Consider the following 24,546-nt stretch of genomic DNA (forward strand, 5'->3'; position numbering starts at 1 on the left):
TACCAGCGAAGAGACTATTTTTTCTCTTATGCAAAGATTTGCATAATCGCAAAAATGCACTGTTCGCGGGGCATGACGAGGGCGCTTCATACTACTCATCTGTCTATCTCCTTAGAATTGAAGGCATTTCTGGTTGGCGTCGCAAGGCGGCCGACCGCGGCGCGATCGCCTGCGAGAGGCATCCTGGCTTACGTCTGGTCGCGTGAGATCAGATTGTTTGATGATCCATGTCGAGCCCTTGCATAAATGCTGCGCGGGCAATCGTCCCTCAGTGATCATGCGACGTATGGTTGATGGACTGACGTCGAGCATCTCCGCTGCTTCGATTAACGAGAGCTCACCTCGCTCCTGGCGTTCCCCCTCACGATAACGAGCGATCTCGCGGGTTCTGCGCAACGAACATACGCTGGTTCTCGTCCAGGATGCCCCGTGCGGGGTTGTTTTTCCGGAGCGATTAAGCAAGGCGGCGATCGAGTAGTCAGGCATTTGACGTGCGAGCATGCGCACAAGATCCACTACCTCGGTGTCGGTCGTCCAACGCGTCACGCCGACACGGTTCTTCTTAACTTTCAAGCGGGTGTGATCGCCACCTTGCCAATGGATGATGAGGTCCAGATGCTGATTGTCCTGATCCACGTCAACGATGATTTCCGACAGCACTGTACGCAGGATCTTCTTCTTGATCTCCGACGTAACACCGGGGCGTTGCCAAGCTCTATTCAGATCGTCCCCGAGCTTAAGCAGCGCTTCGCGATCGCCGGCGCTAAGTCCAGGAGAAGGCGAACTGGTCAAACCCTCGATTTCTCGCTCAATTGTACGCACAGCTTGGATGCGCTCGTTCCAGCGACGCTCGAGTCCACCAGCGACGTGACGATTGTCGGGGTCGACCGCGTCATATTGGCGATACGCTCGGTTTGCTTCGTACTGCGCCTGTTCAAGAGACCTTTGGAGCTGAAGCAAGTTTTCCGAATGTTCCGCGTCCTGAGTTTTCATTGCATTCAGCGCAGCCTCAACGCCAAGTGGTTGAAGCCGCTCCAGCACCTCTCGCGCCACCATCCGATCGAGGCGCATTCCACCGAAGCCAAGACAAGCTGCGACGGCTGCCTGGGTGAAATCTCCGCGGCAGACATATCTCAGCGTGTCGCCGCCTCGACCTGAGTACTGAACGTATAACCGCCGACCACATCGCGCGCAGCGCAAAAGCCCAGGGAGAAGTGCCTCGCCGCGTCGGACGGCGCCCCGACCCAGATAGCTCTTGCCGTTGGCATTGTCTGCAATGAGACGCTGGTTTCGAATAAACTCATCCCAGGAGATGTAGCCCTCGTGATGGTCGCGGAGCAGCACGTCCCAGGCTTTCCAATCTCGTTGGGGATTTCGCTTTACCTTCTTCCGACCGTTCTCGATCGTCATCCGGACACCCCGTCGTCCGAACACGTAGGCACCGGCATACACAGGGTTGGTGAGCATGTGATTCAACGTTGTGTAGCGTGGTGTACGCCATTCGATTTTCGGATCGTTCGAACCTCCAACGGCGAAGGGTAGCGCGATCTTCTCCTGGAGCAACCAGAGCAAGACCTGCCGGATCGATTGGAGCTCCACAAACTTCCTGAAGACGAGATCCAGCGCCTCGCGGACACGTACGTCCGGGTTTTTCTCGATTCGATCATCCTTCGTCTTCACATACCCGACCGCGACCGTCGTGAAGTGCTCGCCGCGCCGGGCCTTTTGTTTGACGGCTTCGACTGATCGCTGTCGAATGACGCTGAGCTCCAGCTCGCTCATCGTACCCTTCATCCCCAAGAGCAATCGATCGTTAATCGACCGAGAATCATAGACGCCATCTTCGTCGATAATGAGCGTGCCGACCAAGCCGCAAAATTCCAACAACGTGTGCCAGTCTCGACCGTTTCGAGCGAGGCGGGAAGCCTCGATTGAAAACACCGCACCGACGCGCCCCTCGCAGATTAACGCCAACAGCCGCTCAAATCCACGTCTTGCAACGCCGCCGCCGGACTTGCCGAGATCATCATCAATAACCTCGACATCGCTCCAGCCGAGTGCACGAGCGCGAGCCTCAAGGCCGTATTGCCTGCGTTGGCTCTCCAGGTTGTGGACAACCTGGTCGACCGAGGACTGTCGAACGTAGACCACGGCGCTGCGCGCCAGGTGATCAGTGGTGATCTTCGTCATGATCCACCTCCTGACTTGACTGGGCGGGTGGGGCAGACACCTTTGCTACGGCTTCGTTGAGCAGAAGCGACAGCAACTTTGCGGCCTCGGCTTGCACCGCCGGAGGTAGATGCTCCGCTCGCGCTGTTTCGAACAGATCCGGTTGCTGCCTCTTTTGTATCGTCTTGGACAAGGGCTCCTCCCTCAGCGGGAGGCGATTCCTCCCAACGCGAGGTTACGAGGACGTCAAGAAATGTCCGAAGCTCAAGAAGCCGGTCTACCGGTAGAAACGGATCAGCTACAATTTTCGTCGATGCTGCTTCGGGCTCCGTCATCCATGCCGGCAGAAGATGGAGACGACCGTTCTCGCGGCGAACTGTGAAGTGGCGACGGCCATCATGGATTTGTTCGCTGAGAATGACCAGGTCTCGGCCGGCGTCGGGATGGAATGGATATGTTACTCGAACTTCGTTGCTTGAAATCCCTGCATCATGCAGCCCCTTCGGATGAGGGCGCGGAGAACTGGGCCTCTGCGGCGTCGAACCGCAGGCCTATCTGACCGACGTCCTCACCAGACTCGTCAACCTCTGACCGTCCTCGCGTCTGGACGAACTCATGCCCTGGACGTGGAGCGCCGAGCAAGCTAACGGCCTCGCCGCTTGATGAACTCGCTTCCTGGATCGCGACCGCTCCAGCAGGCCTCGTCGCCACCGGCTCTGTGCCTTCCGGCAGCTTTAACAACCCGTCGCGCACCGCCTTACGCCAGGCCGACAAATGCTGCGGCGACAGATCGTGGCGCCGCGCGACGTCCGAGACCATCGCGCCCGGCACAAAGGATTCCGAGACAATCCGTCTCTTGACCTCGTCGCTCCAGCGCCGCCGGAAACTGCGATGCGTCGACAACACGCTCGATCATCTATGCAAACCGCCCTCGTCAAGACGGAACTCATTTTGCCGATCTGCTCAACAGCAACAAGGTGCGGGAGAGACGCCGCTTACGTCCGAAGCTAGATCGTCGCAAGTTCTCCACCTCAGCGCCAAAAACGGGAGGGGGGTGAATTTGATCAGGATAGGGCGACAGTCCCGCACGATCGTGGGTAACAACTTTGATCCCTGGCCGCCGCTTCAGCCAGCTGCGCTGGGGTGGCTCCATTCACCGACAGGCCCCCATTCACACAGATCGTGGAATTGCGGACCTGCCAAAGCTGGGCGGCGGCGATCAGGCTAAGCACACTCCGTCTCGTCTTCTTCGTCATCATCCGCTCCATACTAGCTGTTAGCTGCTCTATGTGATTGCCGAGGCCTCCCAGTTACTATCCAGCATAGTACCGGCCAAATAGAAACGCCGCGCAAAATGCCGGGCGTTTCTATTGGCGGTTGACGGAGCGGTCGCCTTCCAACTTAACTGAGGGTCCCAAAAACGGGCCATCTCGCTTTGTCTTTGAGCAGCCTTCCAGATGCGATCGAGGGAGCACGTTACTCCAATCCGCTCGTTGACGCGTGCAGCAGTGCCTCCAGTTTACGCCCACCTTGCTCGATCGCCTCAGACCAATGGCCGAGCCGTTCCTGCGCCACGACTTCGAACGACGGGTACCACAGTGGCTTTCCGCCAGCCTGGGCCCAATACCAGGGATAACCGCATGGCACGAAAACCACGCCGGCGACTCCGAGTGCTCCGGCGATATGGACGGCGAAGCTGTCGGGCCCAACCACGGCGTCGAGATTGGCGATCGCTGCGATCAATTCCGCAGGGCGCTCGATATGCACACCGGCATCGATCGGGTGACGCCATCGCTTCATGTCGTGGCGTTGCGCTCCACTCATCAAACTGATCGACGTGACGGAGTGTGGAATCACAGCGGCGACCTGCTCCATCGATAGGCCGAGGGCGCTGCTCTCCCATAAGATTCCTACCAACGGCCTTGCGAACACGGCCAAAGCATCGCGCCACTTGGCGAATAGCTCGGCATCGGGACGCAGGTACGGAACGCCATCTGCAATGGTGCCGGCGTCGATCGACAGAATGCGCAATAGCGATTGCAACGGCGTAGCTGAGAGTCCAGGTCTCGGCTCGTCGATAATCACCGGCTCAGCGAGGTGGGCAAGAAGAGCCCGATAACGTGGCTCCGCGACCACATGCACATCTTGCTGGCTCGTCAGCCGGCGCAAGAGGCGAACGAGCGCCACGAACTCGAGTGCGCCGGTCGTCGGGGGGACGAGTATCCGCGTCACAGGCTCTAAGGCGGTCGGATCGGGTGACGGGAAGCGACCGAGCGTCAGTTCGAGCGTTTTCTGTAAAGACTTCGCTGCTTCATTCTCTGGCAGCGCCTGCGCGACGCGGTCGACAAGCTTGAGGGCTTCATCGAACCGGCCAACGAGTTGCAGGACACGCACCAGAGCAATCGCGGCGGAGTGGTCCGATTTTCGAGCGCGAACGAATTCCGTCAGTTGCGCAATGCCTCGGTCCATTTCACCCTTGGCAATCGTAACGCGGGCCAAGATTTCGCGGGCACCAACATGAGCCGGCGCATAGGCCAGTAACTTCTCGCAGGTCGTCTCCGCTTGCGACCAGCGCCCTGTTGCGGCGCGGCAATAAGCCAGATGCAAGAGGCCGTCTGTATCGAGTGGGGCGCGCAGATGCGCGCGTTCGGCAAGGTTGAGCGCCTCGTCGAATCGGCTTCGTTCGAGCATAAGGGCCGACAAATGGCCCAGCGCATCAGGATCGTCTGGAGCAATCTCGAGCGCACGAAGCAGGACAGTCTCAGCCGACGAAGTGTGGCCTAAGGCGAACTCGATGGCTCCGAATTGAAGGAGAGCGCGCGTATTGCCTGGCTCGTTGTCGACAACGGTCTCCGTCATCGCGCGGGCATCCGTAACGTTGCCGTGGCTCAACAGGGCTCGAGCGAGCGCTAGCTTAATCGCACCGTTGCGCGGGGCGAGAGCAACCGCGCGTTCGAGGCAGATCATCGCCTCCTCAGCGCGGCCGAGCAATTGGTGGGCGATACCGGTGTTCGGGGTAAATGGTCGCCGCTTCAGCCAGCATATCGAACGCAAACTCGGTCTGTCGCCGCGCAAGCGCCAATGTGGCCCTTGCATTGAGCGTATCCGGATCGCTTGTGACAGGGACCTCCTCCAGTAGCGCTTCCGCCTCCTCGATACGGCCGGCGGCAATAAGCTCCTGGGCCGTTCTAACCCGGTCCTGCCAGCTCGGAGCGGACATGCCAACGGACGGCATCGGCTACGCAACCGTGACGCGTTTGCCGTCGCGACGGAGAGCCGCGCTCACCGCGGCGACCTTGATGTGGGCGATCTCAGAAGCAATGCCAGTAAGCCCAATGGCTCGCGTTTCGGTCTGCAAAACGTCGATGCGCTCAATCAACGTGGCACGGTCAACTACCTTTACGGTGAGCGACCCGGTGCTCGCTTCCTGGGGCCGCGCCGAGGATCGGACATGATCCGCGATTAACGTGTAGAGTTTACCGATCCAGGTGCCTTTGTTCGCGAGTACCGAAAACAATTTGGCCTGCAGATCGACACTATCGGCGCAAAAGGAGGGGCGCTGACGCGCCGCAAGAGTGATGGTCTTGGCTTCAATCGAAATGGTGTGACCTCCGAGTAGGCCGACCACAGGACCGTTGGAAGCCGCCCGCTCGAGCACGGTCACGACAAAAAGCTTGATCCACGTTGGTAGCGAGCAAAACATGTCCTGTGGCAAAGGTCAGGCGAGGGATATCCGACAGCTACCGTCAATTGTGCCGAGTGCTAGCGAATTCGACGTCCACCGCAATGCGCTGACTGACACGACACGGGCCGTGTTATGTTCGCCTTCTAGCAAGCGCTCGGCTGTCGATAAAATTTGAGCGTTTGTGGCGCGGATCGTCATCGTCATTCTTGCTCTCTGGTCAGCTACAGGAAGATTGTCTGGTCCTTTTGTATGACTTCCTTCTTACCGGTGCGGGACATGTTCTCTGCTGCTTGGATGACAAGCTCGTGCTGCGCCGTGCTTAACTTGCCCTGCCTCACGGCTTTTTCTGTAACGGACACGCTGGTCTTGCAGATCTTGCTGTCGCGGCCGACCACCTTCAGGTCTTCATCGGGTACGTATTTGAAACTGCTTGTTTTGAGAATTGTTTGACTACTATCAGCCGACTTGAAGTCGGGTCCCAAAACACACTTAATCGATTCGCCGATCACTTGCTTGACGTCGTGGCCTCTGACAATGTTGAGGTTGTTGCCAACCGTGACAGATTGCGCATCGCCCAGATTAAATAAACATGATCTTGAAATCTTATAGGTGAACGCTTCTCCAAAGAAGACTGATACGTTCCTGGCCATCGTCAGCTGGGTAGTCGCGCCGCGCATACAGGTGAGTTTTGTTCCGTCGAAGAATTCCTCGGTGTTGCCCATAATCCGCTTTTCGGTGTTGCCAGTGGTCGTTTCTACTTTGTCACCTTTATTGACCAACTTGACCCGGTTCGAAGCCGTCAGGATGATGTCCGCGGACGTCACAGCGCTACCAGCAGTGATTGACACGCCATTCTCGGCGGAGATCTCATAGATGCCCTTTGGCACCTTGTGCTGGACGTTTCCGTTCGTGACCTCCACCGGCTTTCCGGCTGCTGTGAAGCGCAATTATAACCCGATCAGCTTGAGGGCACGTCGATGCCCCGGGGACAGGACAAAATTCTCCACGTTGCTCAGGCAGGGCTGCCCATTGCTGGTGGATGCGTGCCATGTCGACGCCTTTCTCGGGTCCTGGCGTGCGTACCGATGAATTCCGAAGGAGATCGCCTACATGTCCGCGCCACAAACACCCACATTTTGTCGACGGCTGAGCGCTTGCTAGCTCGTTTCCTGGGGCCGCGCCGAGGATCGGACATGATCCGCGATTAACGTGTAGAGTTTACTGATCCAGGTGTGTCCGGCGGATCGCCCGACACCTGGCCGTCGCGATCGATGGTCTGGCTGGGCGCGACGTACTGCCCGCGCTCGTTCATTTCCGCCTTGTGCTCGTCCTCGATGATGCCGCCACAAATGGGGCATTCGAGATACGCCTCGCGGGCGCTGCCATCGGCGAGACCTTGAGCGGATAGCGCATCAGATCGAAGCGCGGCACGACTCGCCGCGGTGCGGGCACGGCCAGCACCAGTGATGCCGGGTGCCTTGCTGCCAGAGTTGCCAGATCGGGCTTTCGATATCTTCCGACACGGCAACGTTTCAAAAAATCAGGTTCGATTTTTTGTCCTCGATCGCTTGTGCTCATTTACGCCATCGCTAAGGACGGTCATGCCACTTTGCTGACCGCGGTCCTGATCGAAAAACTCCACAACCTATTCAATCAATCGAAGCAAAAGAAGTGGGACGTCAGCGCGCGAAGCTAACCGGCGCGAGAAAGCTGTCCTGCGCACCCGGCTTGGCGGCGGGAAAAACGGGGAATGGGCTGGCGCGACGCAGGGTTTCGATCGCCTCACGGTCGAGCGCGTTGTTGCCGGAAGACTTGGTTACCACGCTCGTTACCACCTTGCCGTCGCGGTCCAATGCGAACTGCACGACCACTGTGCCGGCAGCGCCATGTGCGGCCGACGGGTAGCGTTTGAAGCGTTGCAAGTGCCCGAATACCAGCGCGTTATAGGCGTTGGCGCTGGCTTGGGTGAACTCCCCAATATGCTCGGTCTTCGGCGGCGCGCGCGTCTCGGGCGCCGGCGGCTGGGCCTGTGGTTTCGGCGTCTCGATCTCTTTCGGAGTCGCCCGCGGCAGGGTGATGTCGGCCTGTTGCTGCGGCGGTGGCGGTTGCTCGGTCTTTTCCGCCTGCCGCTCTTTCGGCAACTGCCTCGGACCCTCCTCGGCCTGCTTCATGGTTGGCCCGACCGCGATGTCCTGGTCCTGACGCTCGGGCGAAGAGGCGTCGACAGGGGCGACCGTCACCGCAATCGCAGGAACGATGTTCGGTTCAGCCGGCCTGCGAGCATACCAGAGCGCAATCGATGTCACGATCGCCAGATGCGCAAGCAGGATCAGAAGGGCCGCGAGAATCCAGCGCGAGAAGCCGCGATCATCCGGCAGGTACAGCGTGTAGGCCGTCATGGCTTTGCCGCCGGGATTTCCAGCCCAACCAGGGCAAGCTTGAGGTATCCACCATCCCGCAACGTGTTCATCACCTCCATCAGCTCGCCATAGCTCAGCGACTTGTCGGCGCGCACGAAGATGGTCGCGTCCTTGTGATGATCTGTGGCCGCGTCCAGTGCGCCCGGCAACGCATCACGCGCCACGACGGTCGCGCCAACCGCAATGGTCTGATCCGGCTTGATGGTGACAAAGACCGGCTTGTCCTGGCGCGGCTGCTCCGGTGCCGTGCTAGCGGGCAGATTGACGCCGATGTCCACGGTCGCAAGCGGCGCGGCGACCATGAAGATGATGAGCAGCACCAGCATGACGTCGATGAAGGGCGTGACGTTGATCTCATGCTGGACTTCGAGATCGTCGCTGTCCACGCGTCTACCGAGACGAATTGCCATGGCCCCTTACTCCGCCGCGTGCGGCATCGCTGCGCGGGCGCCGCGCTGACCGCGGCTGATCAACAACAGCAACTGCGCCGAAGCGTCGCCGAGCAGCGTGCGATAGCCGGCAATCACGCGCGCCAGGTGGTTGTAGATCACGACCGCCGGAATGGCGGCGACGAGGCCGAAGGCCGTGGCGAGCAGCGCCTCGGCGATGCCGGGCGCCACGACAGCGAGATTGGTGGTGTGGGATTCGGAGATGCCGATGAATGCGTTCATGATGCCCCACACCGTGCCGAATAGGCCGACAAAGGGCGCGGTGGCACCAATCGTGGCCAGAATGCCGACGCCGCACGAAATCTGCCGCGTCATCGCCGCCTCGACGCGCTCCAGCCGCAACGCGACGCGCTCCTTGAAGCCGTCATCGACGATGCCGGCGGACACTTCGGCTTCGCGCACGGTAGAGAGGATCAATTGCGCGATGGCGTCACGGTCGCCGTCACAGGCGTCAACCGCCTTCGCCAGACTTCCTCCTGCGTCCAACATCCTGATCCGGCGTTGTGCGCGTGTCCTGGCGACGCGCAACTCGATGGTTTTGGCGAGCCAGACGGTCCAGGTCACGAAGGAGGCGAAGGCAAGACCGATCATCACGGCCTTCACCACGATGTCGGCGTTCAGGAACATGCCCCAGGGCGACAAGTTGCGGGGCAGGAGCGGATTGGGCGACTGGGCGAGCGCGGATGTCGTTGCCAGCGTAAGGCCCAGCCAGAGGCTGGCGCCGCCGAGAGCCGTCGCGCGCAGTAATGTCTTTGATCGATGCATGGAGCGCTGATCTCTGTTTTGCATGGTGTGCCGTTCAGATCTTTTGCGAAAGGCCGACGAAGAAGCCGCGCCTCGGCCCGAATTGCGGCGCGAACACTCCGATGCCGGACCCGTCCCTGATTTCGTAGATCTTGTCGAAAACGTTCACGACGTCGAACCGGACTGTGGTCGGCTTGTTCGATGAGGCGAGATAGAAGTCGTGCGATAGGCCGACATTGACCTGAGTGTAGGACGGCACGTGGTCGGTATTGGCGAAGCCGGAACGAAGTCCGCTGCCATAGATCATGGATGCGGTAAACTTTGTGTCGTACCACTGATAGGAGGCACCGGCCGAAGCCGTCACCCACTGGCTATGGTCGGTGTAGACATAGTGGGTGGCGATGTAGGCCAGCTCATCCGGATCGAACAGGAACTGGTTCGAGACGACACTGGTGCCGATCTGGCGCGCCCAGGCCACGTTGCCGTAGAGCTTGAGATTGCCATTGGTATAGCTCGCCTTGAATTCAAGGCCGATATTGTTCGCCTTGGCATAGTTGAAGCCGTCGAACACATAGGCTTGGCCGAACTGCCCGTCATCGAGCAGATCACGCGCCAGCTTGACGTAGCCGTCGAGGCCGACTTCAAGGCCGGGAATTGGCCAGATCTTCTGAACCACGCCGGCATCGAAGACGTGGGCCCGTTCCGGCAGCACCGGATCGTTCTGGGTGACCACGGGCGCAGCCACCGTGCCCTGGAACAGTGCAATGTTGGTCGGCGCCGCAATCACCTGCTGCGGCGGTGTGAAGGTCCGCGCGTAGCCGATATGGACGGTGGTGCCGTCCTGGGGCACCCAGGTCAGGCTGATGCGCGGGCTGAACTGGTTGGCATCGACATATTGCCACATCTGGTCGAAGCGCAGGCCCACGTTGAGGGTCAGGTTATTGGTGATCTTCCATTCGTCCTGCACATAGGCACCGAACAGCCAGCCGAGCTTGGGACTGGAATCGAAAATGGTGACAGGCGGAAGCGGATTGCCCGTGGTCGGGTCGAGCGCCTGTCCACCATTCACCGGATCGGCCGGAAATGTGGTGTTAATGCCGGTGACCAGGGACCGCTCGGCGCTCGTGGTGAACCCGAACCGCAGCGTGTGCGCGTCGGCGACGCGCCAGGCAGTATCTTCCTGGATGCCGTTGATGTAACTCTGACGATACACGCTCGATGAAATGCCGTTGATGAGCAGGTCACCGGTCGGGTCGGGCCAGAAGTGGAGGTGGCTGTAGCGGTTGAAATAGGAAATCTGATAGTCGATGCCTTCGGCCGAATGCTGATAGGCGAGGACGTTGAAGTTGTTGATCTCCTGCTGCCGCTCGTTGAGAAGCGCCGAATTGAAGCTGGTGATGTTCCCGAACTGGAAGTTGGTCGCCTGTCCAGGATTGTTGGGGATCTGATACAGCGCGTTCGAGACGCCGCCGATATAGGTGAGGCGGCTGTTCGGATCGAGCACCGTCGATACGTAGGCAAAGCCTTTTTCCTGTTGCGTGCGGTCGTGAATGGACTCATTTGCGGGCGTCGGATTCTCGATGCCGAGGTTGTTGTAGAGATAGCGGCCCGACACGTAATATTGCGTTTGTCCGACAGTTCCGCCGTATTCGGCGAACGGCGTGATGGTCTGGTGGCTGCCGCCATAAACGCTGACCTTGCCGGAATTGTCGAACGCGTCCGCCTTGGTCGTAATATCCAGCACGCCGGTCGTGCGCAGGCCATATTGCGCTGGCAGCGCGCCCGTCAGCAGGGCCATATTGCCGACGATACCCGTGTCGAGGATTTGCCCGAAACCGCCGACACCGTCAGGCAGCATAATGCCGTTGATGCGGTACTGCAGATTGGCGTGCTCGTTGCGGACATGCAACTCGCCGCCTGCCGCCGAATCCTGCGTCACGCCGGGGAGCTGCAACAGTGCCTTGTCGAGCGTGGTGTTGTTGCCCTGCGGCAGCGCCTCGATTGCCTGACGGCTGACTTCATAGGAGTTGGCGCCGACCGGCGCCAGGATCGTGCGGCGCGCAGCATCGAGCTTTGCGCTCTGCTGGGCTGTGACCTGGGCCTCAGTCGGCGCGGGCGGTTGTGGATTGGTCGCGACCCGGGTCGGCGGCGGTGTGCGCGGTTGCCGCCGCTCGACCGGCGCGGCCACGCGGGTCTCCGGCAATACGTTGGGGCCGGCCGGCTGCGTTTGTGCTGTGGGCGCCTGCTGCTCGGGCGTTTGCGCCGGTGGCTGCGATGGGGCCGGCGTCGCCGTGCCTTGTGGCGGAGCCGGTTCCGCCGTTGGCGAGGCGGAGGGCTGTGGCGCAGGGCTCACGGCCGGTTCTTGCTGGGTGGCATCGTTCTGGGCGAGCGCGCTCGCGCTCGCGACGACCACGAGCGTCAGCGATGAGGCCGACAGCAGAATCCTGCGAAAGGCGTATAGGTGGCTGGCGCGGTCCATTTCCTGTTCCTGACTGAGCGCCTGCCCGCGACGCGAATGGCGTCGCGGGCTCCGGAAGGAGCTTCGGCCCTATGGCCCGTGCGCGCCTTTGGCGCGGCGCTGGCGACGGATCGAAGCAGCGATGTCAGGCGAGCGGAGGTCCGCGCGATTCAAACGCAGCACGCGGATCGCCCGCCAACGGCGTGCCTTTACCCGACCAGCGGACACCATTTCTGGCGAAGTGATCCGCACGGTTCTTCCCGGTCACTTGCGCCATCTTGTGCACCACGGTGACGTCCGGCGCGCGCAAAAGGCTATGGTTCTTCCGGATCGCTGTCAGGACGAAGCCCGCCGCGCGATAGATCGTCCCGTCGCCGCACTGGCACCCATCCGCGAACGAGATCACCCATTCGATCTGCGGATACGTCTTGCGGATCATCCGCAGCGCGATCCCGAACGCGCGGCCTTCCGAGTTGCGCGGGAGCGCATCGGTGAAGACCAGCCGGTTAAGTTCGAGAAATTCGTGCCATCCGGTATCGCGCACCAGCCCTTGGATGTTCGACTTGTCCATCGAGGGCCTGAAGGTCATCGCGCCTTCCAGCCGGCCATCAGAAAGACGCCGAGCGCGAGATAGGCGTTCTGCACCGTCTTGTGGCTGTAGTGCTGCCGGATGATTAGCCGCGTCGGCATCGCGGCGCGAGATCGGCGCGACGAGGATGTCCTTAGCTCTCGGTGACATGCCGCGCCAAGTATTCGTCGCAGATGCGCGGGAGCGTATTGCCCTGCGGCGATCGGTTCGGGTCGTTCGGATCGCACGGCTTGATCGCCCGCGTTGACCATCTCCCATTGCTCGCCGTACCGTCATGTCGCGATATGGAGACCGATCGCCTTCCGGCAATTCCGGCATCGCTTCCAGCGCGGCCACGTCGATCGATAGCTTCGTAAGCTCGTCCTCGGTGATGCCGGTCAGCGCAAGCTCGAAGCCGCCCGCCAACAGATCGTTCAATTCGAGCCGCAGCATGTCATCGTCCCAATCGCTCGCGTCAGTGAGCCGATTGTCGGCGATGACATAGGCGCGCTTCTGATTTTCGCTCCACCCGCGCGCCACGATGATGGGCACCTCGGCGATCCCGAGCAGCTTTCCCGCCGCAAGCCGCCCATGGCCGGCGAGCACCATGGCATCATCCGCCGCCAGGATCGGCATGGTCCAACCCCATTCGCGGATTGACGCGGCGATCTGCCCGATCTGCTCGGACGTATGTCGGCGCGAATTGCGCTCATAGGGTCGTAAACGGTCAATCAACCATGTTTCCACGACCGGTCTGCTCACCAGTGCATCCACGATTACCGCCTGTAGAAGCGTTTATGGCCCGAGACTGCCCTGTTTCATGAGGTTTGCGAGAACCGGGGGCCGAAAAGCGGGGGCGCCAATATCAGCGAAGCTGGCGACTCTGGCGATTGCGGCCCCGACAACCCGGATATGCGCCGACACATTGAGCATCAACGCGGCGACTTCACATTCAATCATCGTCGCCCCCCGAATTATCGACAGCGCAAGCGAACGTTTTGCTGCCAGTTCCGGTACGGATAAAAAGCGCGGGCTTGTCGTTATCAACGCCTCCTAGATTGGAGCTATTGTAGCAACGCTGGCGTCCGATCCCAACCACGCTTTGGACCGTTGCGACCAAGGCCTCCATTGCGGCAGCTTGGCGCTGCTGCGCGAGCACGCTACGCTCTTGCAGCTTGAGGGCCGCCTCGGCGAGCCGTGTTTGCCTCTCTGCGGTTTTGACGACGCGAAGCCGCTCTTTCGCGCGAAGCGTCTCGGCGTCCACGTCTAGGGGGGCCTCGGCTTCGAGCAACCGGATGCCGCGCTCTCGCGCCCGGTCTCTGCGCGCGCGATCGCACGTATCAGCCTATCGTCAACCTGTTCGTCTTTGCTAACCACGATCGACGGCTTTCATTTTGCCAATGGTTTTTGGGCCCCCTCGAATGCTTCCTCGTCTTTCGGGTCGGCAAGTTCGGGGGCATACGTCGTGAGAAGCTTGCCGAAGAACGATTGTGGCTCCCAATCTTGCCCTTCGCGCTTCTCGAAAATGACGACTCCGTCACGGGCGAAATCACGAAGTCCGGGAAGATTGCAACCGACCGAAAGCTCGACGCGCCACAGGTCGCCCTTCGCGGCTTGCTGCTCCTCTACCTTCGGCGAATAGTGCACTCCAACCGGATCGCCGATAATGCAGCGGGCACGCCGCAGAAGATCGCCCAGCTCGCCTTGCGCGGTCGTCACGAAGTCGAAGGTAGCGGGATCATGCAGAAAACGGCGGTTCACGCCCCCTTCCTTGTTTGTTGCCTCGTCAGCGACAAGCGAAAGTGCGAACGCCTGCCAGCCTAGCTCCATCGGTTTTGCATACGGAGCAACAAGTTTCACTGTGCCATCGGGTGCCACTTCCCATGTGATCGTATACTCGCCCTTTCCTTTCCCAGACCGGCGTTTGGCCCATGAAAAGACAACGAGCTCGCCAGTGTCGGTCTTTGGCCCACGCTCCCATCCCCTGGGAACGAAGTGGGCTACCTTGGAGACTTGGGCGAAGATTTGCCTCGCCGTCTCACCATCCTGCGCTCGCCAAGTTGATTTAACCTTGTCGATTAGGGCGTCGTCCGCGCGGACACCATTGTCCTTACCGGCCAGCCCGTCGGGCAAAACCAGCCATAGACCAAGGCCGAGACAAAGCCCGAGACCGATGCCGAACCAAAGTACGCGCCTTGCAGTCATTTTTTCGGCTACCTCACGCAACCGGTCGCTCATCTCCGTGTCGGATCGTATCCCCCAAAGAGATCAGCGACGCACCTATCAGAATTGGTCGGTCACCATGCCGCCGGTCGCTTTCCCGTGAGCAAGGAGTTGAGGTCTCGTCACCAACTGCGCTCTCCGATGTACTCCGTTGCCCCTGTTGTCGGGTTTGTCGGCTCCGAAACACGGTGAAGTTCGGTCGGCGTAGCTGCGTTCGCGGCTAGACCGTTGAATAACGTGAAAAACTGCCTTCCTAGGGCGCTTCCTGCACGATTGGCACGACTCTTGAAATCTTGTTGGCAGCAGGGCCTGTCGACCAGCATCGCCGATTGCTGCTCACTTGAAAGGGAGACGACAATGAAAAACCGATATGTCAGGCCCTTGGCCGCGTCCATAGCCATTACGTGTGACGCTTCGTAAACGCTAATGCGAGAGTTCGAGACAAGCATGTCCAAGATCACGCGTCGTAACGCCCTGGCTCTCGGATTTTCGACATGTATTCAAGTGACGACCGGGCGCCCGTCGCGAGCCACCGCCCCAGACCGCATCCCCGACCTCGACCGAATGGGAAATTCGTATTTGAGCGAAGGTACGACGGACGCGAGCCTAAGCCTCCAATCTGTCGGTTCGATAAAAGCGCTGATGGTGTTTGTCGACTTCGCTGACGCACCCGGCGCCTTCGGGAGCACGGAAGGGGTGGCCGATCATCTCACTGGGAATGGTAAGGCTGAAAGTTGGTTTCGGGACCAGTCGCACGGGCGCCTCAGCTTGGAGATATACCGAATTTCCGGCTGGCGCCGCATGCCTAAACCATCGACCAGTTACACGGGCTCGGACAAACGCTTCACCTTTCAACAGCACAAGGCCTATATCACGGACGCGGCGGCACTGTTTCCCGAACTCGATTTCCGCACTCACCCGTTGTTATTTGTTGTTGGCGCGAAGACCGATGCGATTGCCATTTCACCGACATTCATTGCCCCGCAAGCCAATGCTCCCGTGACCTTGACCGGGCCCGTTCGCTGGGGCGTTACGTTCGGCAAGGACAGCTATACCAACAACCACATCAACATGTGCCATGAGGTGTGCCACACCCTCGGTTTGCCTGATCTCTATCATTTCGCGCCATTCGGATTTACGACCGGCGCCTGGGACATCATGTGCGATATTTTTCGGGGCACGTCGCTTATCGGCTGGCACCGCCACAAGCTTGGCTGGCTCGCAGACGAGCGCAAGGTTTATCTGGCGCGCGGGCAGTTCGAGGCGGTCCTCACACCGTTACCGGGCAGGACAGGAACCTCGATGATTGTCGCGCCGGCCGACGGTACATTGAATCCATCGAAAGTGTACGCGCTCGAACTTGCACAGCCAATTCAGGGACGTGATGGCACCACCACCGGCGACGGTGTTCTTGTTTACAGCGTCGATGCCAGTGTGCCGACCGGCAAAAGTCCAGTGAGAATCGTGCCGGCCAAAACGACCACGAGCCCCATCTACGGAGAATTGTTTGAAGCGCCGTTTTCCTCAGGTTCAACCCTCGATGACCCGACGTTGCCGTTCAGCCTTTCAATCAAAGCCAAGTGCACAGACGGCTACGCCGTCGCCCTGAAGATGCGTTAGGCGGGACGTTTCCCCGGAGGCAGGCTTAAGGCTATCCAAAGTCACGCTCAAAGCTGCCGCCGTCCGAACTGCGCCGCTTTTGTTCGCCTTCTCTGCGACTATGCTGGATAGTCGTACTGGCAAGTCTGTCCGATTATTTGAGTGCCAATGCGGACAGCGAATTTGGGACGATTAATCGCGTCCGCCAGACCGTAAGGGAATGTTTGGTAAGGGCCCGAATCGGCGTTCGTCCACGTCCGCCTGGGGAGTTACGGACATCTGACATGAGCAAAATTGAACGACAGGTTGCGGACTTACTGGCTGTTGAGTTGGCAAAGCTTACGCGCCAGCAAGATCGAGAGCCGACTCGCTGGGAATACGCACACAGCTTCGGCGCCGCCTGCGAGAAGTTTGGCTTTTGTCCCGACGACCAGTCCGCGCTTCGTATCTTCACGATCGCATCGAAGGAGATCCGCAAGGCTCGCCGCATCGCCGACGTGATTGCGGCGATGGCGCGATGAAGCGGGTCCAGATCGCGGGCATTCGGGCGCTCACCTGTACCATCAACGCGCTGACGGCATTCCTGCTGCGTCACCAGGTTGCCGCCCGTCACTTTTGGGTCTTTGTCTTCGCCTCGGCGACGGCACTTGCGATTTGGGGTGTCGGGCTACTGATCGTGCGGTTCTTCGGGGTGCACGCGTGAAGAAGCCAGTCTCGAGACCGTGTCCGACGCCATGGTGTGGCACGGGGAACCACGCCGGCGCCGTGCGCAGAATGCCGCTGACGCCCTCGATCATCGTGTCTCGCACGTCCGCTGCGGTCGGGCCCACCAACGCGATGTGGCTGACGGTTTGGGCGAGCTCATTCGTCACGTTCGAGCCGACCCACGTCTTGCCCATGCCTCGGCCGCCGAGCAGGCCCCAGCCATGGGTCCAATTGGCAGGCGGCAGCTGTTCAGGGCGAGCCTTTGCGTGCCAGCCACCGTCGGCGAGCGTGGCAGCCAGTTGTGTGGCGAGGCTAGACATTGCCACGCCGCTCCTTCGCACGGTATTTGAAAGCAGCAACGGTGCGCCCGCGTTGACCTTGCCGAGTTTGTCGGCGGTGGGGAGCTGCATGAGCCCGGTCTGGACCGACAAGGGCCTGGCATGGATAGAGAGCTTCGACAACATCGATCTCGTCAGGCTGCACGCGACGCTTGTCGAGCTCGGGCTTGAGGATCGGCTCGAGCGCGTCATCCGCCGGAGGCTTGTGGAGATTCTCGGCTCGCCTGTGCCCATACTGCCGAAACCAAAGCCGAAGCCGAAGACGCGGGAGAAGCCGCCAAACATCTCTGAGAAGGCATGGGCTGAGGTCGTGGCCATGCAGAAGAAACCAAAGCGGAAGACGGTATGCGCCCCTAATGCTTTGGCTTGCTTCGTTTGATTTTGATCTCAACGTCTGAGCCAAGTGTGCGCACGAAGTAGAGGAGCCGCTCAAGTGAGAACCCCTCAAATCGCCACCCTCAAGGGCGGGCCTGCGGGTGCGGCCTGCGCGGCTGGGCAAGCCATAATGGCCGGTTGCTTATTCCGGCAGGCCCAGTCGTGGTAGGCCACCCAACCTTGAGCCGTCGTCCCTATAGCAGCAACGCCGGTAAAGACCGCGACGACGATTGCGATTGCCGTCTGCGCCCAGGTGAGATCCAGCCGTTGCCCGATGATTTCAACCGGCCTACCATTCCAATAGAGGCGCCCGTTAAGGTCGATACCGAGTCCGTCCGCTTCCCCCGTCGAAATCGGTCTCACATTTTTTGGCCACTTGGATTTATCGATGGTCTGAAGCGGGACTCGCCGCAGCTCTTCTTCACGCTCCGTATTCAGCCGAGCGACTCGCTCTGCATCTGACTCCAACGTCACTTCTCCTTCGCCCTCAGCCCCTTGATCTCGACGAGCCGAGTCGCGGCTAACCTCCAGCGCGGGCGCGTTAGGGACGACGGCACCTGATCCTTTGCCCAAGCGGATCCGGCGCTGAGTCGCGTTCGCGCTGCTTCCAAGCTGCTAGCCCGTCCCCCCTCTTTCGTTGGAGTCAAAGTTTGGCGTGGCTTCGTATCTAGCGACCAACCATTTTTCCATTATGACCTCGATCCCAAGCTCTTTTCCCGTCTGCGCCCTTGTTGCGTCGAGAGCCGCGACCGCTTGCGTTTGATCGACGAACGACCCGTGCAAGGTAGTGCTCGGAAGAGTAACAAGGGTAGTTTGATCATGGTCCAAAATCCATGGAGACCATCCGTGCTCGACAGCATTAAAGACGAACTCTTCGTGCGCGTCTGGTTTGGTCTCTTTCAAATCGTACGAGGCAATAAATCCCGGCATCGTGTTGCTCCCGCTCTGCGGCGCTCGCTGGACTGGAGGAGGCAGCGCGAGCGCGACTCGGCGTCGGCAAGATCAACGCTGTCCCTACCGCGTCCGCGCTGCCAGGCACAGGCCGCGCGGGGTTGCAAGTCCACGGGTATGCCCCTCGAGTTGTTATCGACGGATGGTCTCCATCGCACCTACCAGAACTGGTTGGCGCCTGTTCAATGCGAGCGGCAATTCGAAGGACACCTCAATCACCGCGGTTCGCCTTCAGTGATCTGGCGCATCGTGGCGAAGAACTGAGATCAGCGAGGTAAGGCCAAATTGGCCGTAGAGGTAATCCAGATACCTCCCGCGTCCAGCTCTTCTGATTCTGTGACCACCGTAGTTTCTATTTTGCCAGGTCTAAGTCTTACTTGTTGAAGCAAGACTGGCGCGCGAACCAGCATTTTTGGTCGATGGGGATTGTTCGCTTGTGGCATCGTTTCGATCGGTATTTCGACTACTGCGGGCGGCATACTGGGCGGGGTAACTCTTAAGGCCATTTTCTTGAAGGGATTCTTCTTAGGTGTTTCAGCGGAAAAATAAAAAACCAACTGTGGGATGATGAGCTCGTCATTACTCGGAAGGGTGATGTCGCTCGTATAAACTCCCTGCAAAAATGCCTTGCCGGTCAAGCCGAACAGAACATCATCGCAAACAACGACGTATGCTCTACGCTCAATCTTCGTCATGCCAAGACAAACCCTTTTGGAGCAGCCACGGCGGAGGTTGCCCCTGAACTGGCCGAATTTGCGGATGCTGTGGACGTGGCAGTATTCGCCGCCGCGGGAATGGGGGGCGGAGCGGGTGGAGTCGAAACGATGGCTGGTGCGCTTGGCCCTAAAACGTGATTTGTTCGGGACTCTGCTGGATCAAAGATTCGTATCTCGATTTCGTGTTCTAGACCCCAGACCATATCGGCAATCGTTTCCTCGGTCATGTTCACGCGACCGGTCAGCCTTCGGTTGATAGCTGATCGATCCACGCCAAGCTTCTCAGCCAAGAGGGATTGATTGAGTACGCCAGCCTCATTTTTCTTGGCATAAGCTTCCCGCAGCTGTCCTTCGATCTGACTGGACAGCTTCAGGAACATCTGGCGTCTAGGGCTTGGGTTTCGGCGGGAAGACGGCAAGGATATCTCCTAAAAGCACACGCTGCTGCAAGTTGTGCGATTTGATGAAGGCGAGCACTTGGTCTCGCTTTAGATTGTTTACGTTCCCTTTGGCCTTGTCCTTCGTTTCGGCTTCAAGCGCGCCTGCTACGATTGCGATGCAATCTTTTTTCGGTGCCCACCCATAGAGACGGGTCTTTGCTGGATGCAATTTCCAGACGCCTTTGTTCGTCGGCATCATGCGTTTCAAATCGCTGCCCCCTGGCCTTTTTGAGCATCGTATGTCGCAAAACAGTTGCTCTATGTGCTCGGCCAAGGTTCTGCCGCCGGTCATTAACTTCGGATCATCTAGCCCTTCCGTGTTGTCGAACCACTCCCAAAAGGACGGAGCGATCCAGAGTTGCCGGATGGGCTGTCTCGTTTCCCAGTCTGGGAGTTCGTACAGCTCTAACAGGCCGTTGAAGAAGTAGCCAATCGGCGGGCGATAAAGGGAATGTCGTCGCCGCCTTCGAGGCATATCTCACCTTCAAGCGAGCCATCGGCGAGCTCTTCTGCCCAACCACGGCCTCTTGCGGGCTCCATCTCGTCGTTGCCGTCCCATGTGAACTCGACGGCGTCACCTTCGCAACGGCCATATATTGCCCCCGTGAGGCAATCGAGGGCGAACTCGCCGCCTTCGTTTGTGAACAGAATGTAAGAGCCCGACCCAGCCATGTCGTGATCGGGCGTTTCCACGACAGGCCATTTGCCCCGCACGCTCATGGTTGCACCGCCAGCAGCTTGGGCAGACGGATCAGGTTGTAAGCCGCAAGCGCCAACGTAAAGGCGGCGTCCACGCGCTCGCGCCCCCGCAGCTTTACCTTGGCCAGACCGGCGGAACTCTTGATCCACCCGAACACCTCCTCAATCCGCTTGCGGCAGCGTTGGCTGATCTCGTAGCCGGCATGGCGGGTGGTGCGGGCGTCAACTGCAGTCTTGCGCGGGATGCCGGCCTTGCTGAGGTGTCCGTTGATCGCGATATGCGGCGTCACCGATCGTTCTCTCAAGTCGTGCACGAACTGCGTGACGTCATAGGCCTTGTCCGCGCCAAGCGTGATCCGCCGGCTTGTGGGATGGCGACTATCAATCAACGCCAGCGCCGCCTCTCGTTCGGCAGTGCCGGTGGCCTGGCTGACGAAGCCGCCGACCGCCAGGCCATGGCGGTTCTCCATCAGAGCATGCCCCATGTAGCAGAGCTTGGCCGGCCGTCCGTCGCCCTTCTTGTACAGTCGAGCCTCCGGGTCGGTCGTGCTTTGGTGCGTCTCGTTTGAACGCTTCTCCTTGTGGAAGCTACGCTCAGCGTTGCGTCCCGGCCCCTCACTGTCGTTGTCGTCTCCGTCCTTCCTACGAAAACTCTTGATCGAAGCCCACGCCTCGATCAGCGTGCCGTCCACCGAGAAGTGATCGCTCGACAACAGCCGCTTCACCTTTGGCTGAGCCAGCACCGCCGAGAGGAACTTGACGGCGATCTCACCCTCTAACAGCCGGTCGCGATTCTTGGAGAAGGTCGAATGATCCCACACCGGATCGTCCACGCCCAGGCCGACAAACCAGCGGAATAACAGGTCGAACTCCAGCCGCTCAACCAATTGTCGTTCCGAGCGGATGCCGTAGAAGGCCTGCAACAACATCGCCCGAAGCAGCCTCTCCGGTGCAATCGAGGGCCGACCAAAGTCCGTGTAAAGCCCCGCAAATGCTGTCGAGAGATCGCTCAGCGCAGCGTTTACGATCTCCCGGATCTTCCGTAGCGGGTGATCTGGGCGAACTCGCGCTTCAAGATCCACGTAGCTGAACAACGATCCAGACCGCTCGTCCGATCCCCGCATCCTGGTCTCCCGATTCAACCATCGAGAGAATCACGTCCAATGCTATCTCGCCAGAGACTTCTTCAACAGCCTGCTAAACCGCTGGCCCTAAGATCATCCTCTATTGTTGCCATATAAGTCAACAACTCTGAACATCAAATGAAGCTGAAGATTAAACTTCCGCAGGTTGTGACCAAATAACAGCACTACGTAGGGGACGAAAGCGGGAAACCCTCTTTTCCCAACAATCCATCAACTACAGGCGCGCCGAAGCTCCCCACGGGGATAGATTTCTTAAAACACGGGAGGGCGAGTGAAGGTCACTGGCGCACGGCCTAGGGTATTTTGATGCGCAAAGCAGCGTCCCCGCCAGGTGTAATCCGGTAGCTCCTGCCGGTACTCCCACGCTCAATCCAGCCCTTGGTCACCATATTTAGGATGGTGCGGCGGCCGGTTGGTCCAAGAGCTCTCAGCGTCAGTTCGCGGCCGGACCGCAGTTTCTGCAGCACGTCTCGCTCAGGGCTGGTCGGTAGATGACTCGGGCGGGCTGGCATCTATTTCTTCGCCCGAAGCCCGAGCTCGACGAGCCGGCGGATTGCTTCCGCCCGGGGCGGCAGATCAGGCTGCCTGCGACGCCACTCGTCCACCATCTTCAGGAAAGACGCCGGAACGCGCATTTCGAACCGTTCTGTTTTTTCATCCACCATCGGCTTGACCGTATTGTACGTACATTGTAATATACGTATTGTACGGTAAAACCAAACGGCCCGCAACGGTGGTGATGACACCGCAACGGGCCTGACCTTCAGCAAGGAGTCGACCATGCCCAAGGCTACCCGCGTGTTACCACGCCATGACCTCCCACGTCTCGAAATGCCCAAGACAGCCACGCTCGATCCGGTCGTCGAGCTGTCGCGTCAACTGCTCGACGCCTGGTACACCAATAAGGCCCAAAGGGATGATGAGGCCATCACTCAAATGAACCAATGGCATGGGGCGCTGGAGGAGCTCATTTCTTTCACGACAGCCCAGACTCCAGCCGGCGCCCTGGTGCAGCTTGCGCCGGCTCTCAATGTGGTGGAACACGACATCGAAAATCGGTCTCAGGGCCCTGAGGAGGGCGAGGTCGATGCAGACGCATTGAAGATCAAGCGCCTCGTGCGATCCGCGATGCAAGCCATCCGCAACGCGTTTCCTGACGGAATGGATCGAGACGTCATCGCGCTCTTGAACATTTACGTCGCCGGTCCGGAATGGAGCGACCGCGCTCAAGCATGGGCCGCGGTCGGGCGCGAACGGCTGGCGCTGGAGAACCGCCATGAATGATCTGATTGTCACGGCGTTCAACAACGTTCTCGACCGCGAGGCGGCAGAGCAGGCCGAGATTCGCGAGGAAATCCGTCGGCACGGGACTTGTTGGGCAGCGCGCGAGATCTGGAGTTTGCGCCGGCAGGTTCGGGCGCTGCGCAAGCGGCTCGAGAGTCCGGCCGCCTGATCATCCCGACGGCACCGATAAGAGCCCGCCCATTCGGCGGGCTTTTTCTTGCCCTCCGTGAACTACATCACACGCGCGACCGCGATCGTCTGCTATTCACGACGCGTCCCCAGCCTTAGCCCGTCGCGTCCCCGGCGGGCTTTTTTATGTGTCCTTCGTTTTCCGGACATAGTGTGGATACGAAAAACGGACCTGGTGGAAAGCGCCCCGCTATAGCCGTAAGTATTTGAGTCTGTTTTGAGTTTGGTGAGCGCGCTGGGGCTCGAACCCAGGACCCCGTGATAAAAAGTCATGTGCCAACGCATTCTTGATGGGGCGGGCGAAGCATGACTGCGGCGTCTCAGTCGCAACCAGCGCTTCCTTCAACCGACGAAGTCGCCAGCTTCCGCAAAGGCACCTAACTGTGTTGCTAATGGTGGGGTTATAACCAGTGGTTTGACCGCCCGAGCTAATGGCATGCTTTGCCGCATGAAAACTCGTGCACTTGTTGCCTGCAACGTGCGTCTGATCCGTCTGAAACGCGGTATTTCGCAAGAGAGATTGGCTTACGAGACCGGGATTGACCGCTCCTACATCGCCAGTCTTGAGCGGCAATCGAAAAACCCGACGATTGATCTTCTCGACCGCATCGCCGAAAGGCTGGGCGTTCATGTGTCCGAATTCTTTGTTCGGCCATCGAAACGTGCAGGGACTCCCAAGACCTTGCCTAAAGGTCGCAAGCCACCCCGTCCGCATCGTAGGAAGGAATAGCTATCATGCGTCGGTGGGAGATAGTGATGTGTCGTTTGCTCCAGCTGGCAATCGCCACTGCTGTTGGCTCCGTTGATGACGGCCAACGACAAGGCACTAATGGTCCCAGTGGTGCTGATGCCAGGGAGGATGAAGTTGCCCGCAGTGTTCATGTAGCCAGTGGTGGTGCCGCCAGTGGTGAAGCTTTACGTAGCCGGTGGTGTTGGCGGTGACCTTGGTGGTGCCGCAAGCCATGCGGTGCTGGACGGATGAGGCGTGGACTGCGGCCATAGGCGAGGCCGAAGGGCGGCACCGCGCGTGCGCTATGCTACCATTTCCACGTATCGGGGCTCGTGGCGGTAACAAGCACCCCGATTCCGTAGCCGCAGATGGTGACAACGGCATAGGTGTCCCCGTCGTAACAGTTCAGCTGGTACTCCTGAATCGTTCTGACCAGCGCCAATAATCCCGGTTACCGCTGGACGGGAAAAACTGCTTTCGCGGCGAACCCCTGCCAGCCGTTGACGTCGAGCTTGATCTCGTTGCCGCCGCTCCTCCACAAAACGTGGCCCTTCAGCTTTTCATTGGTCAGATTCACCACGAAGAATTCGTGCCGTCCGCCGCCCTTCATTGCTCCCTTTTCGCCTTCTCTTTCCTTACTCATCACCGGCCCTCATGGC

28 protein-coding genes and 2 pseudogenes are annotated in these 24,546 nt (G+C 59.6%); 9 read left to right on the plus strand and 21 right to left on the minus strand.

Features of this window, described 5'->3' with window-relative positions; translation table 11 throughout:
* Positions 1-111: 111 nt before the first annotated feature.
* Together NLM33_RS35710 and NLM33_RS35715 are read right to left on the minus strand one after the other, a co-directional pair.
* Positions 112-2,190, minus strand: a complete 2,079-nt coding sequence (locus tag NLM33_RS35710; RefSeq protein ID WP_254097555.1) for a recombinase family protein — start codon at positions 2,188-2,190, stop codon at positions 112-114.
* Positions 2,171-2,362, minus strand: a complete 192-nt coding sequence (locus NLM33_RS35715) for a hypothetical protein (RefSeq protein ID WP_254097554.1) — start codon at positions 2,360-2,362, stop codon at positions 2,171-2,173. Before NLM33_RS35715 ends, NLM33_RS35710 begins: the two co-directional genes overlap by 20 nt.
* Before the next feature lie 335 nt (positions 2,363-2,697).
* Between NLM33_RS35715 and NLM33_RS49815 the strand changes: the two are divergent.
* Positions 2,698-2,832 (plus strand): annotated as a pseudogene (locus tag NLM33_RS49815) (transposase domain-containing protein); the annotation flags it as partial.
* A 108-nt stretch (positions 2,833-2,940) separates the two neighbouring features.
* Here NLM33_RS49815 and NLM33_RS49820 read toward each other — a convergent pair.
* The 11 genes and pseudogenes from NLM33_RS49820 to NLM33_RS35770 all read right to left on the minus strand — a co-directional run.
* Positions 2,941-3,075: pseudogene (locus tag NLM33_RS49820) on the minus strand (transposase); the annotation flags it as partial.
* 570 nt (positions 3,076-3,645) lie between these two features.
* A complete protein-coding gene (locus NLM33_RS35725) occupies positions 3,646-5,265 on the minus strand; it encodes a tetratricopeptide repeat protein (protein ID WP_256570614.1) in 1,620 nt (539 codons plus the stop codon).
* A 142-nt stretch (positions 5,266-5,407) separates the two neighbouring features.
* Positions 5,408-5,833, minus strand: a complete 426-nt coding sequence (locus tag NLM33_RS35730) for a hypothetical protein (RefSeq protein WP_254103168.1) — start codon at positions 5,831-5,833, stop codon at positions 5,408-5,410.
* Positions 5,834-6,075: 242 nt separating this feature from the next.
* Positions 6,076-6,774, minus strand: a complete 699-nt coding sequence (locus NLM33_RS35735) for a hypothetical protein (RefSeq protein WP_254103169.1) — start codon at positions 6,772-6,774, stop codon at positions 6,076-6,078.
* Between the two features lie 759 nt (positions 6,775-7,533).
* Positions 7,534-8,253 (minus strand): energy transducer TonB, encoded by a 720-nt coding sequence (locus NLM33_RS35740; protein WP_254103170.1) that lies wholly within the window; start codon positions 8,251-8,253, stop codon positions 7,534-7,536.
* A complete protein-coding gene (gene exbD, locus NLM33_RS35745) occupies positions 8,250-8,684 on the minus strand; it encodes a TonB system transport protein ExbD (protein WP_254103171.1) in 435 nt (144 codons plus the stop codon). The genes NLM33_RS35740 and exbD overlap by 4 nt, the downstream gene beginning before the upstream one ends.
* Positions 8,685-8,690: 6 nt before the next feature.
* Positions 8,691-9,488: a tonB-system energizer ExbB gene (gene exbB, locus NLM33_RS35750; protein ID WP_254103172.1), complete on the minus strand. Its 798-nt coding sequence runs from the start codon at positions 9,486-9,488 to the stop codon at positions 8,691-8,693.
* A gap of 34 nt (positions 9,489-9,522) precedes the next feature.
* Positions 9,523-11,946: a TonB-dependent receptor gene (locus NLM33_RS35755; protein WP_254103173.1), complete on the minus strand. Its 2,424-nt coding sequence runs from the start codon at positions 11,944-11,946 to the stop codon at positions 9,523-9,525.
* Between the two features lie 124 nt (positions 11,947-12,070).
* Entirely contained in the window at positions 12,071-13,255 is a 1,185-nt protein-coding gene (locus NLM33_RS35760) for a ParB/Srx family N-terminal domain-containing protein (protein ID WP_254103174.1), read from the minus strand.
* 190 nt (positions 13,256-13,445) lie between these two features.
* Entirely contained in the window at positions 13,446-13,757 is a 312-nt protein-coding gene (locus NLM33_RS35765) for a hypothetical protein (RefSeq protein WP_254103175.1), read from the minus strand.
* A gap of 125 nt (positions 13,758-13,882) precedes the next feature.
* Positions 13,883-14,731: a nodulate formation efficiency C protein gene (locus tag NLM33_RS35770; protein WP_254103176.1), complete on the minus strand. Its 849-nt coding sequence runs from the start codon at positions 14,729-14,731 to the stop codon at positions 13,883-13,885.
* A 432-nt stretch (positions 14,732-15,163) separates the two neighbouring features.
* On the opposite strand from NLM33_RS35770, the gene NLM33_RS35775 reads away from it, so the two are divergent.
* The 4 genes from NLM33_RS35775 (at position 15,164) to NLM33_RS35790 (ending at position 17,737) form a co-directional block, all read left to right on the plus strand.
* Positions 15,164-16,336 carry a hypothetical protein gene (locus tag NLM33_RS35775; RefSeq protein WP_254103177.1) on the plus strand — a complete coding sequence of 391 codons (1,173 nt, stop codon included), beginning with the start codon at positions 15,164-15,166 and terminating at the stop codon, positions 16,334-16,336.
* A gap of 263 nt (positions 16,337-16,599) precedes the next feature.
* The gene (locus NLM33_RS35780) at positions 16,600-16,836 is read left to right on the plus strand and encodes a hypothetical protein (protein ID WP_254103178.1); all 237 of its coding nucleotides are present in this window, start codon (positions 16,600-16,602) and stop codon (positions 16,834-16,836) included.
* Positions 16,833-17,018: a hypothetical protein gene (locus NLM33_RS35785; protein ID WP_254103179.1), complete on the plus strand. Its 186-nt coding sequence runs from the start codon at positions 16,833-16,835 to the stop codon at positions 17,016-17,018. Before NLM33_RS35780 ends, NLM33_RS35785 begins: the two co-directional genes overlap by 4 nt.
* A 410-nt stretch (positions 17,019-17,428) precedes the next feature.
* Positions 17,429-17,737 carry a hypothetical protein gene (locus NLM33_RS35790; protein WP_254103180.1) on the plus strand — a complete coding sequence of 103 codons (309 nt, stop codon included), beginning with the start codon at positions 17,429-17,431 and terminating at the stop codon, positions 17,735-17,737.
* Positions 17,738-17,802: 65 nt separating this feature from the next.
* Here the strand turns inward: NLM33_RS35790 and NLM33_RS35795 are convergent, their stop codons facing one another.
* The gene (locus tag NLM33_RS35795) at positions 17,803-18,201 is read right to left on the minus strand and encodes a hypothetical protein (RefSeq protein WP_254103181.1); all 399 of its coding nucleotides are present in this window, start codon (positions 18,199-18,201) and stop codon (positions 17,803-17,805) included.
* A 378-nt stretch (positions 18,202-18,579) separates the two neighbouring features.
* Between NLM33_RS35795 and NLM33_RS35800 the strand changes: the two genes are divergently transcribed.
* A complete protein-coding gene (locus NLM33_RS35800; RefSeq protein WP_254103182.1) occupies positions 18,580-18,948 on the plus strand; it encodes a hypothetical protein in 369 nt (122 codons plus the stop codon).
* 2 nt (positions 18,949-18,950) lie between these two features.
* Here NLM33_RS35800 and NLM33_RS35805 read toward each other — a convergent pair whose 3' ends face one another.
* The 6 genes from NLM33_RS35805 to NLM33_RS35830 all read right to left on the minus strand — a co-directional run bounded on the left by NLM33_RS35805 (position 18,951) and on the right by NLM33_RS35830 (position 22,349).
* Positions 18,951-19,379 carry a hypothetical protein gene (locus tag NLM33_RS35805; protein ID WP_254103183.1) on the minus strand — a complete coding sequence of 143 codons (429 nt, stop codon included), beginning with the start codon at positions 19,377-19,379 and terminating at the stop codon, positions 18,951-18,953.
* The gene (locus NLM33_RS35810; protein ID WP_254103184.1) at positions 19,376-19,780 is read right to left on the minus strand and encodes a helix-turn-helix transcriptional regulator; all 405 of its coding nucleotides are present in this window, start codon (positions 19,778-19,780) and stop codon (positions 19,376-19,378) included. Before NLM33_RS35810 ends, NLM33_RS35805 begins: the two co-directional genes overlap by 4 nt.
* Positions 19,781-19,787: 7 nt before the next feature.
* Positions 19,788-20,048: a hypothetical protein gene (locus tag NLM33_RS35815; protein WP_254103185.1), complete on the minus strand. Its 261-nt coding sequence runs from the start codon at positions 20,046-20,048 to the stop codon at positions 19,788-19,790.
* Positions 20,049-20,245: 197 nt separating this feature from the next.
* The gene (locus NLM33_RS35820) at positions 20,246-20,560 is read right to left on the minus strand and encodes a hypothetical protein (RefSeq protein WP_254103186.1); all 315 of its coding nucleotides are present in this window, start codon (positions 20,558-20,560) and stop codon (positions 20,246-20,248) included.
* Complete coding sequence (locus NLM33_RS35825) at positions 20,557-21,663, minus strand: IS5 family transposase (protein WP_254103187.1); 1,107 nt, start codon at positions 21,661-21,663, stop codon at positions 20,557-20,559. The genes NLM33_RS35820 and NLM33_RS35825 overlap by 4 nt, the downstream gene beginning before the upstream one ends.
* 533 nt (positions 21,664-22,196) lie before the next feature.
* The gene (locus NLM33_RS35830) at positions 22,197-22,349 is read right to left on the minus strand and encodes a hypothetical protein (protein ID WP_254103188.1); all 153 of its coding nucleotides are present in this window, start codon (positions 22,347-22,349) and stop codon (positions 22,197-22,199) included.
* A 115-nt stretch (positions 22,350-22,464) separates the two neighbouring features.
* Between NLM33_RS35830 and NLM33_RS35835 the strand changes: the two genes are divergently transcribed.
* The 3 genes from NLM33_RS35835 (at position 22,465) to NLM33_RS35845 (ending at position 23,887) form a co-directional block, all read left to right on the plus strand.
* Positions 22,465-22,968, plus strand: coding sequence for a hypothetical protein (locus NLM33_RS35835; RefSeq protein WP_254103189.1), 504 nt, complete (start codon positions 22,465-22,467; stop codon positions 22,966-22,968).
* The gene (locus NLM33_RS35840) at positions 22,961-23,137 is read left to right on the plus strand and encodes a hypothetical protein (protein WP_254103190.1); all 177 of its coding nucleotides are present in this window, start codon (positions 22,961-22,963) and stop codon (positions 23,135-23,137) included. The genes NLM33_RS35835 and NLM33_RS35840 overlap by 8 nt, the downstream gene beginning before the upstream one ends.
* A 468-nt stretch (positions 23,138-23,605) precedes the next feature.
* Entirely contained in the window at positions 23,606-23,887 is a 282-nt protein-coding gene (locus tag NLM33_RS35845; RefSeq protein WP_254106065.1) for a helix-turn-helix domain-containing protein, read from the plus strand.
* Positions 23,888-24,338: 451 nt separating this feature from the next.
* Here NLM33_RS35845 and NLM33_RS35850 read toward each other — a convergent pair whose 3' ends face one another.
* Positions 24,339-24,530 carry a hypothetical protein gene (locus tag NLM33_RS35850; RefSeq protein ID WP_254103191.1) on the minus strand — a complete coding sequence of 64 codons (192 nt, stop codon included), beginning with the start codon at positions 24,528-24,530 and terminating at the stop codon, positions 24,339-24,341.
* Positions 24,531-24,546 lie beyond the last annotated feature (16 nt).

This window comes from Bradyrhizobium sp. CCGUVB1N3, from assembly GCF_024199925.1.
GTDB lineage: Bacteria > Pseudomonadota > Alphaproteobacteria > Rhizobiales > Xanthobacteraceae > Bradyrhizobium.

Excerpts from the sequence above, each read along its gene's own strand:
- NLM33_RS35770 (WP_254103176.1), bottom strand. The coding sequence starts at position 14,731 with ATGAGCGACCGGTTGCGTGAGGTAGCCGAAAAAATGACTGCAAGGCGC.
- NLM33_RS35775 (WP_254103177.1), top strand. The coding sequence starts at position 15,164 with ATGTCCAAGATCACGCGTCGTAACGCCCTGGCTCTCGGATTTTCGACA.
- NLM33_RS35790 (WP_254103180.1), top strand. The coding sequence starts at position 17,429 with ATGAGCCCGGTCTGGACCGACAAGGGCCTGGCATGGATAGAGAGCTTC.
- NLM33_RS35725 (WP_256570614.1), bottom strand. The coding sequence starts at position 5,265 with ATGCAAGGGCCACATTGGCGCTTGCGCGGCGACAGACCGAGTTTGCGT.
- NLM33_RS35755 (WP_254103173.1), bottom strand. The coding sequence starts at position 11,946 with ATGGACCGCGCCAGCCACCTATACGCCTTTCGCAGGATTCTGCTGTCG.
- NLM33_RS35710 (WP_254097555.1), bottom strand. The coding sequence starts at position 2,190 with ATGACGAAGATCACCACTGATCACCTGGCGCGCAGCGCCGTGGTCTAC.
- NLM33_RS35740 (WP_254103170.1), bottom strand. The coding sequence starts at position 8,253 with ATGACGGCCTACACGCTGTACCTGCCGGATGATCGCGGCTTCTCGCGC.
- exbD (WP_254103171.1), bottom strand. The coding sequence starts at position 8,684 with ATGGCAATTCGTCTCGGTAGACGCGTGGACAGCGACGATCTCGAAGTC.
- NLM33_RS35810 (WP_254103184.1), bottom strand. The coding sequence starts at position 19,780 with ATGTTCCTGAAGCTGTCCAGTCAGATCGAAGGACAGCTGCGGGAAGCT.
- NLM33_RS35835 (WP_254103189.1), top strand. The coding sequence starts at position 22,465 with ATGCCCAAGGCTACCCGCGTGTTACCACGCCATGACCTCCCACGTCTC.
- NLM33_RS35840 (WP_254103190.1), top strand. The coding sequence starts at position 22,961 with ATGAATGATCTGATTGTCACGGCGTTCAACAACGTTCTCGACCGCGAG.
- NLM33_RS35850 (WP_254103191.1), bottom strand. The coding sequence starts at position 24,530 with ATGAGTAAGGAAAGAGAAGGCGAAAAGGGAGCAATGAAGGGCGGCGGA.
- NLM33_RS35780 (WP_254103178.1), top strand. The coding sequence starts at position 16,600 with ATGAGCAAAATTGAACGACAGGTTGCGGACTTACTGGCTGTTGAGTTG.
- NLM33_RS35785 (WP_254103179.1), top strand. The coding sequence starts at position 16,833 with ATGAAGCGGGTCCAGATCGCGGGCATTCGGGCGCTCACCTGTACCATC.
- NLM33_RS35805 (WP_254103183.1), bottom strand. The coding sequence starts at position 19,379 with ATGACGAAGATTGAGCGTAGAGCATACGTCGTTGTTTGCGATGATGTT.
- NLM33_RS35845 (WP_254106065.1), top strand. The coding sequence starts at position 23,606 with ATGAAAACTCGTGCACTTGTTGCCTGCAACGTGCGTCTGATCCGTCTG.
- exbB (WP_254103172.1), bottom strand. The coding sequence starts at position 9,488 with ATGCATCGATCAAAGACATTACTGCGCGCGACGGCTCTCGGCGGCGCC.
- NLM33_RS35820 (WP_254103186.1), bottom strand. The coding sequence starts at position 20,560 with ATGAGCGTGCGGGGCAAATGGCCTGTCGTGGAAACGCCCGATCACGAC.
- NLM33_RS35830 (WP_254103188.1), bottom strand. The coding sequence starts at position 22,349 with ATGGTGGATGAAAAAACAGAACGGTTCGAAATGCGCGTTCCGGCGTCT.
- NLM33_RS35825 (WP_254103187.1), bottom strand. The coding sequence starts at position 21,663 with ATGCGGGGATCGGACGAGCGGTCTGGATCGTTGTTCAGCTACGTGGAT.